General features: G+C 69.5%; 14 protein-coding genes. 10 read left to right on the top strand and 4 right to left on the bottom strand.

Annotated features, from left to right (window positions below):
- Window positions 1–148: 148 nt before the first annotated feature.
- Genes AWB94_RS08455 through AWB94_RS08435 form a run of 5 tightly spaced genes read left to right on the top strand, consistent with a single transcriptional unit; the run spans window position 149 to window position 4,591 of the window.
- Window positions 149–2,701 (top strand): ATP-binding protein, encoded by a 2,553-nt coding sequence (locus AWB94_RS08455; RefSeq protein WP_062659848.1) that lies wholly within the window; start codon window positions 149–151, stop codon window positions 2,699–2,701.
- Entirely contained in the window at window positions 2,698–3,099 is a 402-nt protein-coding gene (locus tag AWB94_RS08450; RefSeq protein ID WP_062659847.1) for a roadblock/LC7 domain-containing protein, read from the top strand. Before AWB94_RS08455 ends, AWB94_RS08450 begins: the two co-directional genes overlap by 4 nt.
- Window positions 3,100–3,106: 7 nt before the next feature.
- Window positions 3,107–3,487, top strand: a complete 381-nt coding sequence (locus tag AWB94_RS08445; protein WP_062659846.1) for a DUF742 domain-containing protein — start codon at window positions 3,107–3,109, stop codon at window positions 3,485–3,487.
- A complete protein-coding gene (locus AWB94_RS08440; protein ID WP_062659845.1) occupies window positions 3,468–4,037 on the top strand; it encodes a GTP-binding protein in 570 nt (189 codons plus the stop codon). Before AWB94_RS08445 ends, AWB94_RS08440 begins: the two co-directional genes overlap by 20 nt.
- On the top strand, window positions 4,034–4,591 hold the full coding sequence (locus AWB94_RS08435; protein ID WP_062659844.1) for a pentapeptide repeat-containing protein: 558 nt from the start codon (window positions 4,034–4,036) through the stop codon (window positions 4,589–4,591). Before AWB94_RS08440 ends, AWB94_RS08435 begins: the two co-directional genes overlap by 4 nt.
- Before the next feature lie 59 nt (window positions 4,592–4,650).
- Here AWB94_RS08435 and AWB94_RS08430 read toward each other — a convergent pair whose 3' ends face one another.
- The 3 genes from AWB94_RS08430 to AWB94_RS08420 form a co-directional block, all read right to left on the bottom strand.
- Window positions 4,651–7,287, bottom strand: coding sequence for an FHA domain-containing protein (locus tag AWB94_RS08430; protein WP_062659843.1), 2,637 nt, complete (start codon window positions 7,285–7,287; stop codon window positions 4,651–4,653).
- Window positions 7,288–7,348: 61 nt separating this feature from the next.
- Window positions 7,349–8,221, bottom strand: a complete 873-nt coding sequence (locus AWB94_RS08425) for a diphosphate--fructose-6-phosphate 1-phosphotransferase (RefSeq protein ID WP_234811663.1) — start codon at window positions 8,219–8,221, stop codon at window positions 7,349–7,351.
- Between the two features lie 25 nt (window positions 8,222–8,246).
- Window positions 8,247–9,473, bottom strand: coding sequence for an NADH:flavin oxidoreductase (locus AWB94_RS08420; protein ID WP_062659841.1), 1,227 nt, complete (start codon window positions 9,471–9,473; stop codon window positions 8,247–8,249).
- A gap of 38 nt (window positions 9,474–9,511) precedes the next feature.
- Here AWB94_RS08420 and AWB94_RS08415 point away from each other — a divergent pair, with 38 nt between their 5' ends.
- Both AWB94_RS08415 and AWB94_RS08410 read left to right on the top strand, forming a co-directional pair.
- On the top strand, window positions 9,512–10,360 hold the full coding sequence (locus tag AWB94_RS08415) for a bifunctional methylenetetrahydrofolate dehydrogenase/methenyltetrahydrofolate cyclohydrolase (protein WP_062659968.1): 849 nt from the start codon (window positions 9,512–9,514) through the stop codon (window positions 10,358–10,360).
- 57 nt (window positions 10,361–10,417) lie between these two features.
- Window positions 10,418–10,711, top strand: a complete 294-nt coding sequence (locus tag AWB94_RS08410; protein ID WP_062659840.1) for a DUF3017 domain-containing protein — start codon at window positions 10,418–10,420, stop codon at window positions 10,709–10,711.
- A 5-nt stretch (window positions 10,712–10,716) separates the two neighbouring features.
- On the opposite strand, the gene AWB94_RS08405 is transcribed toward AWB94_RS08410, so the two are convergent.
- Window positions 10,717–11,502, bottom strand: a complete 786-nt coding sequence (locus AWB94_RS08405; RefSeq protein WP_062659839.1) for a DeoR/GlpR family DNA-binding transcription regulator — start codon at window positions 11,500–11,502, stop codon at window positions 10,717–10,719.
- A 136-nt stretch (window positions 11,503–11,638) separates the two neighbouring features.
- Here AWB94_RS08405 and AWB94_RS08400 point away from each other — a divergent pair, with 136 nt between their 5' ends.
- From AWB94_RS08400 to AWB94_RS08390, 3 genes are read left to right on the top strand one after another with little or no spacing between them, the layout of a single operon-like run.
- A complete protein-coding gene (locus AWB94_RS08400; protein WP_062659838.1) occupies window positions 11,639–12,544 on the top strand; it encodes a class II fructose-bisphosphate aldolase in 906 nt (301 codons plus the stop codon).
- Window positions 12,541–13,908 carry a D-tagatose-bisphosphate aldolase, class II, non-catalytic subunit gene (locus AWB94_RS08395; protein WP_062659837.1) on the top strand — a complete coding sequence of 456 codons (1,368 nt, stop codon included), beginning with the start codon at window positions 12,541–12,543 and terminating at the stop codon, window positions 13,906–13,908. The genes AWB94_RS08400 and AWB94_RS08395 overlap by 4 nt, the downstream gene beginning before the upstream one ends.
- A complete protein-coding gene (locus AWB94_RS08390; RefSeq protein ID WP_062659836.1) occupies window positions 13,901–15,043 on the top strand; it encodes an SIS domain-containing protein in 1,143 nt (380 codons plus the stop codon). The genes AWB94_RS08395 and AWB94_RS08390 overlap by 8 nt, the downstream gene beginning before the upstream one ends.
- Window positions 15,044–15,045: the final 2 nt, after the last annotated feature.

The raw sequence follows: 15,045 nt of genomic DNA, 5'->3' as shown, positions 1-15,045 counted from the left end.
GCCGGCACACGACGGGGCAACATCTCGGTCACGAACTGTGCGCGTTATCTGTGAACTGTGGAAAGCGCTGCATGCGGCTGTCATACTCGACAAATCGCGACAGGCGTGCCACGCCGGCCCCCGTGTGGGCAAACACAGCAGGAAACCGATGAGCAACGAATTCGCGCACGCCACAACGCAAGACACCGCCGATGCGGTCAAGCGGCCGTCGCGCTGGGCGCTGAGCAACTGGCCCGTCGGCTGGAAAGTGCTTGCCATCGCCCTGGTTCCGCTCGTGCTCGCCGGCGTGCTGGGCGGCCTGCGGATCTCCTCGGGGCTCGGCGCCGCGGCCGACCTGCGCCGCGCCGCCGACCGTGCCGACCTGGTGCCGGCCATCGTCGACTACATGGCCGCGCTGGACACCGCGCTGCTGGCCACCTCCACCGACACCGACGTCCAGTCCGCCCTCGGCGCCTTCGATGCCAGCCGGAAAACCCTGGCCGACAAGCTGGCCGGCACCGACGCGGTGCCCGACGTCGAAAAGGGCGTCACCACCATCCTGCAGGGCGGCCGGCAGCTGCTCGACGGTGTCACCTCGAACGCCATCGGCCTGCGGGACCGGATCACCACCTACGCGCCGATCCTGCTGACCGCCGAGGACGCGATCAACGGTTCGGTGCGGGTGGACGACGAGCGGATCCGTGCCGAGACCGTGGGGCTGTCGCGCGCCGTCGGCGCGCGCGGTCAGATGACGATGCAGCAGCTGCTGGTCAACCGCGGTGCCGACCTGCCCGAACCGGAACTGCGCACCTCGATGATCACCCTGGCCGGTACCGAACCCTCGACGCTGTTCGGGATGAGCCAGGTGCTCGGCGTCGGCTCGGCCGACGCGCAGAAGCTGCAGGAGCAGATGGTCCGCCGAATGGGCATGATGTCCGACCCGGCCATACCGCTGCCCAACAATGCCGACCTGGCCCAGTCCATCCAGGCCACCAACGAGATCGCCGGCAAGATCATCGCCGACACTTCCGCGTCGATCACCGCGGCGGTGCACGGTCAGGCCGACCACCAGCGCAGCACCGCGATCCGGGACGCGATCCTGGTCGTCGGCGCCATCCTGGTCGCCCTGATCGCGGTGGCCCTGGTCGCGCGATCCCTGGTCCGGCCGCTACGGCGGCTGCGCGACGGCGCGCTCAAGGTCGCTCATCAGGACCTGGCTCGCGAACTGGAGCAGGTCCGCGCCGGTGGAGATCCCGGCCCGATCCGTCCGCTGCCGGTGCCCACCACCGAGGAGGTCGGCCAGGTCGCGCACGCCGTCGACGAGCTGCACGAGCAGGCGGTGCTGTTGGCCGCCGAGCAGGCGCGGCTGCAGCTGCAGGTCACCGACATGTTCGAGACGCTGTCTCGGCGCAGCCGGTCCCTGGTGGACCAACAGCTGGTCCTCATCGACCAGCTGGAACGCGACGAGGCCGACCCACAGCGACTGCAGAGTCTGTTCCAACTGGACCATCTGGCCGCCCGGATGCGCCGCAACGGGGCGAATCTGCTGGTGCTCTCCGGCACCCGGTTGTCGCGGGAACAGTCCGGCCCGGTTGCGCTGGCGGCCGTCGTCAACGCCGCCGCCTCCGAGGTCGAGGACTACACCCGGGTGGCCACCGCGGCGCTGCCCGACACGGACATCAACGGCGCCGTCGCCGCCGACCTGGTGCACGTGGTGGCCGAACTGCTGGACAACGCGCTGCGCTACTCGCCGCCGGCCACCCACGTGCGGGTGTCGGCGGTGCGCACCGGGGACGGCGCGCTGGTCATCGAGGTCGGGGACGAGGGGCTGGGCATGACCGAGGCCGACCTGCGCGTCGCCAACACCCGTCTCCAGTCCGGCGGTGAGATCAACCCGTACACCGCACGGCACATGGGTCTGTTCGTGATCGGCCGGCTGGCCGACACCCACGGTCTGGTGGTGCGGTTGCGCAGCACGGTGGCCGGTGACCCGTCGTCGGGGATCACCGCCGGCATCTACGTCCCGCAGAATCTGCTGGTCGGGGATGTCGGCAGCGTCCCTGTCACCGATTTCGCGCCGGCGCCACCGACGTCCGTCGTGCCCCCGGTGCTCGACCGGCCGGTCGAGCCCGCGGCCGATCTCGTGCGGCCCGTGCTGCCGGCGCCGGATTTCGATTCATCTCTTCCGCAACGCAATCCGGGGGCCAGTGGGATCGCCGGCGGCCCGGAGATCGGGCCCACAGCGCAGCCCCCCGAGAAGCCCCCCGAGAAGCCCGCAGAGAAGCCCGCCGACACCTCGGCCTTCTTCGCCGCCCGTGCGCAGGTGCGCGACGATCCGAAGCCGCACACCGAACCCGTGACCGGGTCGGACGACGCGATCTACCAGAAGATGCTCTCGGAGTGGCTCGTCGACCCGACCGATCTGGGTTCCAGCGCCGACCTCGACTGGAAGTCGGTCTGGGACAACGGCTGGTCGGCGGCCGCCGCGGCCGAGGACACCCCGGTGGCCGAACACACTCCCGAGGGACTGCCGGTGCGACAGCCGGGCGCCCGGCTGGTGCCCGGAGCCGGCGGTGACCCACTAGCATCTGAACCCGCCGGCGACGATTTCGACACCGGGCCGCTGCCGGATCCGGCCACGGTCCGGGCGAGCATCAGCAGCCACTTCGGGGGCGTGCACGCGGGCCGCACGCACGCGCGCGAGACCGGAGGATTCGAATGAGCACCACCCGAGAGTCCCTGGACTGGCTGGTTTCCCGGTTCGCCCGGGAGGTCGCCGGGGTGTCGCATGCCGTCCTGGTATCCGCCGACGGCCTTCTGATGGCCGCCAGCGAGCACATGCCGATCGAACGTGCGGACCAGTTGGCGGCGGTCGCCTCCGGGCTGGCCAGCCTGTCGACCGGGGCCGCGCAGCTGTTCGAGGGCGGCCACGTCATGCAGTCGGTGGTCGAGATGGAGAACGGCTACCTGCTGCTGATGCGGGTGGGCGACGGCTCCAATCTCGCCACGCTGGCCACCCGGTCCTGCGATATCGGCCAGATCGGCTACGAGATGGCGATCCTCGTCGAACGGGTCGGCACGGTGATCCAGTCGGCCCGGCGAGCGCGCCAGCACCTGTGAGTCGCCCATGGGCACAGGGGACGGCTGGGAGCGTGACGACGCCGGTGAACCCAGTCTGGTGCGGCCGTACACGCTGACCGCCGGACGGACCGAACCCGCCGTCGACCTGCCGTGGGAGGCGCCGATCCGGACACGCGACGTCGCCCCGGTGCCGCGCTGGCCGGCGAATGATGTCCGGGCGCGGATACTGGAACTCGGCAGGGATGGTCCGTCGGTCGCGGAGATCGCGGCTCGTCTATCGTTGCCGCTCGGCGTGGCGCGGGTGTTGATCGGAGATCTGGTCACCCAGGGGTATCTCACGGTGCACCAGACACTCGGCGACGCCGCCTCGACCGATGAACGACGCGAACTGATCGGAAGGACGTTGCGTGGCCTACGGGCTCTCTAGTCACCGAACGAGCTCCACCAAGATCGTCGTCTCCGGTGGTTTCGGTGCGGGCAAGACCACCTTCGTCGGCGCGGTGTCGGAGATCATGCCGCTGCGCACCGAGGCCTTGGTGACCACCGCGTCGGCCGGCGTCGACGGGCTGGAGGCGACGCCGAACAAGAGCACCACGACGGTGGCCATGGACTTCGGCCGGATCACCCTGGCCCAGGATCTGGTGCTCTACCTGTTCGGCACGCCGGGGCAGCGCCGGTTCTGGTTCATGTGGGACGACCTGGTGCGCGGCGCGATCGGCGCGGTGATCCTGGTCGACGTGCGGCGGCTGCAGGACAGCTTCGCCGCGGTGGACTTCTTCGAGGCGCGCAAGCTGCCGTTCATCATCGCCGTCAACGAGTTCGACGGCGCCGCGCGGCATCCGGCGGCCGCGATCCGGCAGGCGCTGGCGCTGCCCGACGGTATCCCGATCGTCTCGGTCGACGCCAGGGACCGCAACTCGGCGCGCGACGCCCTGATCGCCGTCACCGAGTACGCGCTTGCCGCGCTGCCGTCGTGACCGAGCCGGTCTGGGTGGATCGCGAGTTCACCGGGCACGATTTCCGCGGCGATGACCTGAGCCGCATCCGTACCGAGCGCTCGGTGTTCGACGAATGCGATTTCAGCGGCGTGGACCTGACCGAATCCGTGCACGCCGGCTCGGCCTTCCGCAACTGCACCTTCCGCCGGGCCACGTTGTGGCACAGCACCTTCGTCAACTGCAGCCTGCTGGGCTCGGTGTTCACCGAGGCCAGGCTGCGGCCGATGGTCATGACGGAGGTGGACCTGACGCTGGCCGTCCTGGGCGGCTGCGATCTGCGCGGTATCGACCTGTCCGGGTCGCGGCTACGGGAGGCCAGCCTCGTCGAGACCGATCTGCGCAAGGCGGTGTTGCGGCAGGCCGACCTGTCTGGGGTGCGGGTGCAGGACGCGAAATTCGAGCAGGCCGACCTGCGCGGCGCCCGGGTCGACCCGACGTTCTGGACGACGGCGAAGGTGCGTGGCGCCCGGATCGACATCCCGCAAGGCCTGGCGTATGCCGCCGCCCACGGCTTGGACATCCACGGTGAATGAGTGATTTGCGGAGCCGCACCCGTAATGGTTCCGGGTGCGGCTCCACAAATCGCGGAGAATCAGCCGGCTTTGAGGCGGATCTTCCAGCGCACGAAGCCGATGTAGAACACCGACAGCGCGACCAGCATGCCCATGTCGAACAGCCAGACACCGGTGGTGTGCTTCCAGTGCGAGTCATCCGGTGACAGGGGTGCCGGTACCAGCCCGGTCAGGTCGATCGTCGACGCGGTGGCGGCAAATCCCCAACGGGCCGGGGTGACCCAGGACATCTGGTCCAGCACGATGCGACCCGTCACCGGGATCATGCCGCCGGAGAACACCAGCTGCGACATGATCGCGATGACCAGCAGCGGCATGATCTGCTCGTTCGACTTGGCCAGCGCCGAGAGCGCCAGGCCGACCATCGCCGCGCAGATGGTGGTCGCGGCGACGTCGACGTAGAGCTCGAGGCTGCGCGGCAACAGCACGCCGGTGGCGACCGCGCCTTCATGCCAGCCCTTGCCGAGGATGGCGATGGTGACCGCGATGGCCGACTGCACCAGCGCGAAGACGGTGAAGATGGCCACCTTGGCCAACAGGTAGGCGGTCGTCGACAGCCCGACGGCCTGCTCACGCAGGAAGATGGCGCGTTCACCGATCAGGGCGCGGATGGTCAGCGCGGTACCCATGAAGATGGCCCCGACGTTGAGCAGCACCAGGATCTGCCCTGGCTCGTTGGGTGCCTCACCGCCCTTGATCGCCGGTACCGGCAGGCCGAAGCCGACGTCACCGGGCACCGTCAAGGCCAGCGTGCCCATGATGAACGGCAGCAACGCCAGGAAGATGAAGTAGCCGCGGTCGGAGATGGTCAGCCGGAACTGTCGGCGTGCGATCGTCGAGAACTGGCGCACCAGACTGGTTTTCGCGGGTTTGCCCAGATCGCCGGGTTTCTCCGACGGCGGCGCCGGGGGAGTCGGGGCGCTGCGCTCCAGGTAGTGGCGGTGCGCCGCGGCCGGGTCACCGGCCACGCTACTGAAGATGTCGGCCCAGTTGGTGGTGCCCAGCTGCGGACCGATCTGGCTGGGCGGCCCGGCGAACGCGGTCTTGCCGCCCGGGGCCAGGAGCAGCACCTGGTCGCACACGTCCAGGTAGGTCAGGGAGTGCGTCACCACCAGCACGACGCGGCCGGCGTCGGCCAGCTGGCGCAGCATCGACATCACCTGACGGTCCAGCGCCGGGTCCAGACCGGAGGTCGGCTCATCGAGGATGAGCAGTGACGGACCGGTCAGCAGTTCCAGCGCCACCGACGCGCGTTTGCGCTGGCCGCCGGACAGCTTGTCGACCCGGGTCTCCAGTTGCTTGGTCATCTCGAGCTCTTCGAGCACCTGCATGACGACCTGTTCACGGTCGGCCTTGGTGGTGTCCGGCGGCAGCCGCAGTTCCGCGGCGTACATCAGCGCCTGCTTGACGGTCAGCTGTCCGTGCACCACATCGTCTTGGGGGACCATGCCGATCCGGGAACGCAGCGAGGCGTACTCGGCGTGGATGTCGTGGCCCTCGAAGGTGATGGTGCCGCTGGTCGGGTGGGTGTACCCGGCGACCTGTTTGGCGAAGGTGGACTTGCCGGCACCGGACGGCCCGATCACCGCGGTGAGCGTGCCGGGCCGGGCGTCCAGCGAGATGTTGTCCAGCAGGGTCTTGTTGCCGTCGATGGTCCACGTCAGCCCGCGGACCTCCAGGCCACCGGTGCGGGTGTCGGCCTCGGTCTCGGTGCGCCGGGCCAGCGTGCCGCCGGCGAAGACCAGGTCGACGTTACCGATGGTGACGACGTCACCGTCGCGCAGCGTTGCCTCGTCGACGCGCTGACCGTTGACGAAGGTGCCGTTGATGCTGCGGTTGTCGCGGATCTCGGTGGCGCCGCCGACGGGCACCAAGGTGGCGTGGTGCCGCGAGGCGAGCACATCGGGAATGACGATGTCGTTGTCCGTGGCGCGACCGATCTTGATCCCGCCCGCCGGCACCTCCGGGGCGCGACCCGGCCGCAGGATCTTGAGCATCGTCGTGCCGATGTTGCCGTCGCTGGACCGCGGAACCGCGGTGGGCCCGAAGGTGGTGGGCGGCGCGGCCGGCGCCGGCTGCTGATAGGTCGGGTACGGCGCGCTCTGCTGCACACCGGACGGGTACTGCGGCATCGGTGCGCTCGGCTGCGGGGCCGACGGGTAGTGCGGGCCGGTCGGATAGTTCGGTTGCGGTCCCGACGGGTAGTGCGGCCGTGATACCGGCGGCGCCGGGGTCGACCCTCCCGTCGGCCAGGGGCCCGACGACGGCGGCTGCGTCGGCCACGCCGTGCTCTGCCGCTGGGTGACCGGTATCGAGGTGGTCTGCGGCGGTGTCCCCGCCGAGCCCTGGTGGCGGCCCACCTCGAAGGTGAGCTGCGGACCGTCCGGGTTACCGATGTTGATCCGCTGGCCGTCGGCGATGTCCACCGTGGACACCCGCTGGCCGTTGACGTACATCCCGTTGAGCGAGCCGTTGTCGATGGCGATCCATCGTCCCTGGTCGAAGCGCAGCACCAGGTGTGCGCGGGAGATCAACGGGTGGGCGATCCGGACGTCGGCGCGCAGATCGCGACCGACGACGACATCGTTGCCAGCGGAGAAGGTCCGTGCGGACCCGTCGTAGCGAACGGACAGGGCGGGCGCTGCGGGTCGGCTCATCGCTCCCAACTCTATCGGTAGGGGCGCCGACTCAGGGGTCGGCACACATGCCGGTTCGGTATCAGCTCGGGTTGGCCAGGGCGGGCACCGCGTCGCTGGGATACCTGTCCTCGTCGTTCCACACGTCCCAGGTCTGCACACCCCAGAACATGCCGAACAACAGGATGAGCATCACCTCGACGCCGAGCACGGCGTACGGGAGCCGCACCGGCAGCAGCAGCACGGCCGCGACGACGGTGACGAGCATGGCCGCCGCCACCGTCGCATAGAACCGGGCACGGACTTGTCGCACCGCGGCGCGGGCGTAACAGGCGTGGTAGACGGCCACCAATGTGATGGCCAAGAACATCGCCACCGCCGCGACGGTGTGCGTCCGGTCGCGGAACCACGGCACCACCAGCAGCACACCTTGCGCGACGGCCAGCGCGAACAGGGTCCACGGCAGTTTCGGCTCGATGGCCAGCAGGACCGCGGCCACCCGTTTCCACCTCGGTTCGGCGTGCGCGCACTCGGTGGTGGTGGGCGCGTCTTGGCGGGGACGCCAGCGCTGCAGCCCGAGGTAGAGACCGATCCCCGCGGCGGCGGCGACGAACAGCGCGATGACGTTGTTGGCGACGGCACCGAACGGATCGGCCACCGACGGCAGCCAGGGCCGGCACACATCGCCGACGGCGGTGGGGATCAGCGCGACCAGGAACGCCTGGAAGCCGGCGAAGTTCAGCAGCGCGTCCTCACCGAGGCGGCTGCCCTGGTAGGCGACCAGGCATACGCCCATGGCGCACAGTGCGGCGATGAACACGCCGTGGGTGCGGGTGTAGAAGAACGCGCTGATCGACCCCTGCAGGCAGCTCTGGGCCCAGGTCAGCAGCAGGGAGACCAGTAGGAACACCACCAGCGCCACCAAACCCACCCGTACGTAGCGGTAGGTGGTCATGGTGTCGCCGGGGATCATGGCGGTGTCAGGACGTGACGAGCGCGTCGGGTGCGCCGGTGACCACGCAGTGGGTGTGGCTGTAGATGGTCGGCATGCACAGGTTGCAGTGCGTGCACGCCGAACGGACAGCGCTCGGGTCTTCGGCATCTTTGATCCGGTTGATCAGGCCCGGCTCGGCCAGCAGGGCGCGGCCCATCGCGACGAAGTCGAAGCCTTCGGCCATCGCCAGGTCCATGGTCTCGCGATTGGTGATGCCGCCCAGCAGGATCAGCGGCATCGTCAGCTCGGCGCGGAACAGCCGGGCCTCGCGCAGCAGGTAGGCCTCTCGGTACGGGTACTGCCGCAGGAAGTTCTTGCCCGTCATCCGCACACCCCAGCGGATGGGTGGTTTGAACGCGCCGGCGAACTCCTTGACCGGGGCGTCGCCCCGGAACAGGTACATCGGGTTGACCAGGGAGCTGCCCGCGGTCAGTTCGATGGCGTCCAGGCCGCCGTCTTCCTCGAGCCATTTCGCGGTCTGCACGGCTTCCTCGTTGGTGATCCCACCGCGCACCCCGTCGCTCATGTTCAGCTTCGCGGTGACGGCGATCCGCTTGCCGCCGTGCTTGTCGACGGCGTCGCGCACCGCGCGCACCACCCCGCGCGCCACCTTGGCCCGGTTCTCCAGCGAGCCGCCGAACTCGTCGCTGCGACGGTTGAGCAGCGGGGAAAGGAACGCGCTGGCCAGATAGTTGTGGCCCAGGTGCACTTCGACGGCATCGAAGCCGGAGTCGATGGCCAGCCGCGCGGCGTCGGCGTGCGCGGCCAGCACGGCGCGGATGTCGTCCTTGGTGGCCTTCTTGGCGAAGCGCATGGACAGCGGGTTGAAGAACCGGCCGGGGGCCAGGGCCTGCGCCTTGTTGGTGCGGGCGTTGGCCACCGGCCCGGCGTGGCCGATCTGCGCGCTGATCGCCGCGCCCTCGGCGTGGATGGCATCGGTGAGCCGGCGCAGTCCGGGCACGGCTTCGGGGCGCATCCACAGCTGCCAGCCGTCGGTGCGCCCGCCGGGGGACACCGCGCAGTAGGCGACCGTGGTCATCCCGACGCCACCGGCCGCGGGCAGCCGGTGATAGGTGATCAGGTCGTCGGTGACCAGCGCATTCGGCGTGGCCGCTTCGAAGGTGGCGGCCTTGATGATGCGGTTGCGCAGGGTCACCGGACCGAGCTTGGCGGCGCCGAACACGTCGGTGGACACATTCTGCGAACTGTTCATAGTCGGAGCCTGCCACGGCTCCTGACACAATGGCACCCGTGGGTGCGATTACGTTGGACGGCAAGGCCACGCGCGACGAGATTCTCGTCGATCTCAAGCAGCGCGTCGCGAAACTGACCGAAGCGGGCCGGACGCCCGGACTCGGCACAATCCTGGTCGGCGACGACCCGGGTTCGCAGGCCTATGTGCGCGGCAAGCATGCCGACTGCGCCAAGGTCGGCATCAACTCGATCCGCCGGGACCTGCCCGCCGATATCAGCCAGGCCACCCTCGACGAGACCATCGACGAGCTCAATGCCAACCCCGAGTGCACCGGGTACATCGTGCAGTTGCCGCTGCCCAAGCACCTGGACGAGAACGCCGCGCTGGAGCGCGTCGACCCGGACAAGGATGCCGACGGTCTGCACCCGACCAACCTGGGCCGACTGGTGCTCGGGAAGGACGCACCGTTGCCGTGCACCCCGCGCGGCATCGTGCACCTGCTACGCCGCTTCGACGTGCCCATCGCCGGCGCGCACGTGGTGGTGATCGGCCGCGGGGTGACGGTGGGTCGCCCGCTCGGTCTGCTGCTGACCCGCCGGTCGGAGAATGCGACGGTGACGTTGTGCCACACCGGAACTCGTAACCTGCCGGAGCTGACCCGGCAGGCCGATATCATCGTCGCCGCCGTCGGCGTGCCCTACATGGTCACCGCGGACATGGTGAAACCCGGTGCCGCCGTCGTCGACGTCGGGGTGAGCCGGGTCGAAGGCAAGCTGACCGGCGACGTGGCCCCGGACGTGTGGGACGTGGCCGGCCACGTGTCGCCCAACCCGGGTGGGGTGGGCCCGCTGACCCGGGCCTTCCTGCTGACCAATGTGGTCGAGCGCGCCGAGATGGACCGATGAGCGCTTGCGCGAAGAGCAGAGGGCCCCGATGAGCGCTTGCGCGAAGAGCGGGAAGCCATGACGCTCAAGGAGTTTGCCCGCAAGGTGTTCGGTGGTCAGTGGCCCATCCTGACGGTCGGGGCGATCTTCGTGCTGGCCTTCGTGTTGGTGGTGGCCGGCTACTGGCGCCGCGGAGCGTTGGTCATCGCGATCGGTGTCGGAGTGGCCGCGGCGCTGCGGCTGGCGCTGACCGAGGACCGGGCCGGACTGTTGGTGGTGCGGTCCAAGGTGATCGACGTCGCCACCACCGCCACGGTGAGCGCGGTCGTGCTGTACATCGCCTGGACGATCGACCCGCTGGGCACCAGCTAGCGGGGTCAGTGCCCGCCCGCGTCGACGACGTGTACCTGCACGCCGGCCGCGGCGATGCGCGCCAGCTGGTCGGGATCGGCGGTGGAGTCGGTCACCAGGTGATGAATCTGGTTGAGCGGCACCATCTTTGCCAAGGTGACCTTGCCGATCTTGGAACCGTCGACGGCGACCACCACGCGTTGTGCATTGGCGGCCATGGCAATTGCGGTCCTGGCCTCGGCCTCGTCGAAGGTGGTGGCGCCCACCTCGGCCGACATGCCGTCGGCGCCCAGGACCGCGGTGCCGACCGTGATCACCTGAAAGGCGTGCTCGGACATCGGGCCAACGGCTTCAAGGGAATTGCCGCGCACCACGCCGCCGGTCATGATCACCTTCATGTGCGCGTCGACGGCGCATTCGCCGGCGATGGTCAGTGAGTTCGTGACGATGGTGATCTGGGGACGGCCCCGCAGTGCCTGGGCCACCTCACCGGTCGTGATACCCCCGGTGAGGGCGACCGCCTGCTGACCCGCGGGCACCAGCGCGGCGGCGTGCCGGGCTATCCGGCGCTTGATGGCGACCATCCGGTGATCGCGCAGCCGCACCGGGATCTCGGTGCTGCCCGGGTCCAGCGCCCGGGCGCCTCCGTGGGTGCGGACCAGCAGGCCCTGATCCTCGAGTTCACTCAGGTCGCGGCGCAGTGTGGCCGCCGATACCCGCAACTCGGTGCACAGCACCTGGGAGGCGACCTCGCCACGGTCTCGCAACAGCGCAAGCACCGTGCGCATCCGGTCGGTCCGCTTGAGCGACATTGCCGATCACTCCTGGTTCGATGGTGACCCAATCAGTTTTACTGATCGTTTTGCGGGTTCGTATTGCGCGTGTTGAGCGAGCTTCTCATGATCGACGAATGTTCGACGTGACCCCTCCCCGCTTGCGGGTGGCATCGTGACCCTGGCCTCCACCGCCGCGCTCGTCGCCGCCGCGACCAGCCGGCAGACGGCGCTCTTCGCCTTCAACGTGATCACGATCGAGCACGCCGAGGGCATCGCCGAGGGCGCCGAGCGCACCGGGGATGCGGTGCTGCTTCAGGTCAGTGAAAACACCGTCGCCTTCCACGGCGGCCGGATCGCCCCGTTGGTGTCGGCCTGCGCCCGGGTCGCGGAGGCGTCCGCCGTGCCGATCGCGGTGCACCTGGACCACTTTCAGGATCCCGGCCTGCTCGGCGAGGCCATCGACACCGCCACGAGGCTCGGCGTCAGTTCGGTCATGATCGATGCCGCCCACCTGCCGTACCGCGACAACGTCGAACGCACCAGGTCATTCGTCCGCAGCGCGCATCAGGCGGGGCTGTGGGTGGAAGCCGAGCTCGGCGCGATCGGCGGCAAGGAGCCGGGCGCGCAATCGGGCACGGTCAGCGCGCACACCGCGGGTGTGCGTACCGACCCGGCCGAAGCGGCGGTCTTCGCCGAGCAGACCGGGGTCGACGGCCTCGCGGTGGCCGTGGGCAACAGCCACGCGATGACCACCCGTGACACCCGCCTCGATATCGACCTTATCCGGCAACTGGCCGCCCATGTGCCGATTCCCCTTGTGCTGCACGGCTCTTCGGGCGTGTCCGATGATCAACTACGTGCTGCCGTCGCCGCCGGGATGCGCAAGATCAACGTCGGCACCGCCCTCAACGTCGGCTATACCGCCGCGTTGCGGCAGGCGCTGTCCGCCGACACCTCCGGCGTCGACCCGCGCCCCTACCTCAGCGCCGGACGCCAGGCCGTCGCCGACACCGTGGCCGCGTTGTGTGCGAACACGGCACCGCAGCTCCTCGGGGCCGGGGAGCGTGATGCGCGATGAGCGGGGGCGCAGCGGCAGCGGTCGGCACCGTGGCCGCCGACACCGGGCGTTGGCTCACCGAGACGATCCGGGCGCACAAGGCCGGCGCGCCGGTCGGCGTCTACTCGGTGTGCTCGGCGCACCCCACGGTGGTGGCGGCTGCCATCGCGCAGGCCGCGGCCGACGGCAGTTACGTGCTCATCGAGGCGACGTCGAATCAGGTCGACCAGTTCGGCGGCTACACCGGACTGCGCCCAGCCCAGTTCCGTGACCTCGTCCACGGTGTCGCCGACCGGCATGGCTTCGCACGCGACCGGGTGGTCCTCGGGGGCGACCACCTCGGACCCAATCGGTGGCAGCGCGAAACCGCCGATGCCGCAATGGACAACGCCGACGCTCTGGTGGCGGCCTACGTCGCGGCGGGCTACCGCAAGATCCACCTGGACTGCAGCATGTCCTGTGCCGACGACCCCGCCGTGCTCTCCGATGACGTGGTGGCCGGCCGCACCGCGCGGCTGCTGCGGGTGGCCGAGGACACCGTGCGCGATCTCGGTGCCGACGCGCCGGTCTACGTCATCGGCACCGAGGTGCCGGTGCCCGGTGGTGCCCACGAAACCCTGGACCAGCTCACTCCCACGCCGGCCGACCGGGCCCGGCGCACCATCGCGGCGCACCGCGCCGCCTTCGCCGCCGCGGGCCTGGACGACGTCTGGTCGCGCATCATCGCCTTGGTGGTGCAGCCCGGGGTGGAATTCGATCATCTCAACGTCATCGACTACCGGCGCGACGCGACCGCAGCGCTGCGTCATGTCCTCGACACCGAGGATCATCTGGTGTTCGAAGCGCATTCCACCGACTATCAGCGTCCCGCCCAGCTGCGTGAACTGGTCGAAGATCACTGGGCCATCCTCAAAGTCGGGCCCGCGCTGACCTTCGCCATGCGCGAGGCGCTGTTCGCGCTCAGCCTGATCGAAGCCGAACTCGTTGCGCTACAAGACCGATCCGGCCTTGTCGACGTCGTCGAGCGCCGGATGCTGGCCGAACCCGGCTACTGGCAGAGCTATTACGAGGGCGATCCGGTGGCCCAGCGCACCGCACGCCGGTACAGCTACAGCGATCGGTTGCGCTACTACTGGGCCGATGACGCCGTCGAGACCGCGCGGCGCACGCTGCTGGCCAACCTCGACCGCATCGGCATCCCGCTGCCGCTGGTCAGCCAGTTCCTGCCGGCCCAGTATGAGCGGATCCGTTCCGGTGAGCTGACCCCCGATGCCGAAGCACTCGTGATCGACCGGATACGGGACGCGTTACGCCCCTATGCCGTCGCATGCCGTGCCGCCCAAGACCATTCCCGCATCCTGACCCCCGGAGGTGCCGATGACTAGCGCCCAGACCCGATCCACCGCCTTCCCCGCACAGCAGAGCGGCGGCGCCACCATCGTCGAGATCGGTCAGCAGCCCGACGCGTGGCGGGAGGTCGCCGGTGCCGTCGACGACGACGTCGCCGCGTTCGTGCGGGGGATCGTCGAGCGCCCGGACGTGCGGATTGTGTTGACCGGTGCCGGCAGCTCGGCGTTCATCGGCGACATCGCGGCCCCCGCGCTGCGGCGGCACCTGCACCGCCGTGTCGAGCCCATCGCCACCACCGATATCGTCGCCGCACCCTTGGATCATCTCGAGCCGGACACCCCGACGCTGATGGTGTCGTTCGGCCGGTCCGGCAACAGCCCGGAGAGCCTGGCGACCACCGCCCTGGCCGATGACCTGGTCACCGACGTATGGCATCTGATCTACACGTGCGACCCGTCGGGTGCGCTGGCCCGCGCGCACCGCGGCCGCCCGAACACGCGGACCGTCCTCATGCCGGAACGCACCAACGACACCGGGTTCGCGATGACCTCCAGCCTGACCTCGATGTTGTTGTCCTGCCTGCTCGACCTGGGGCCGGCCCGGCGCGGCGACGTCGGATCACTCGCGCGGGCGGCCGAATACGTCGCCGACCGGCAACCGGAGATCCGCGCCCTGGCCCAGGCCAAGAAGCAGCGTTTCGTCTACCTGGGCAGCGGGCCGCTGGCCGGGCTCGCCCGCGAATCGGCGCTCAAGCTGCTCGAACTCACCGCGGGGGAGGTGACCACGTACTTCGACTCCCCGTTGGGATTCCGGCACGGGCCCAAATCGGTGCTCGACGGTGACACCGTGGTGTTGGTGTACGTATCCACCGACCCTTACACGCGCCGGTACGACTTCGACATCATCGCCGAGTTGCGCGCCCAGCTCGGCCGCGATGCGGTGACGGTGATCAGCGCCGCACCGATCCCGCCGGAACTCGGCCCGGCGGTCGTGCTGCCCGGTCTGGACGGCCTCGACGACTCGCACGTCGCCGTGCCGTATCTGGTGTTCGCGCAGTACCTGGCGCTGTTCACTTCGCTGGAACACGGCAAGACACCGGACAATCCGTTCCCCTCGGGTGAGGTCAGCCGGGTGGTCAAGGGCGTCACCATCCATCCCTGGGCGCGGTGACC

The organism is Mycolicibacterium canariasense (assembly GCF_002101555.1).
Classification (GTDB): domain Bacteria; phylum Actinomycetota; class Actinomycetes; order Mycobacteriales; family Mycobacteriaceae; genus Mycobacterium; species Mycobacterium canariasense.
Note: the sequence above shows the minus strand (reverse complement) of the source record. Positions and strands in the feature narration are given on the sequence as shown.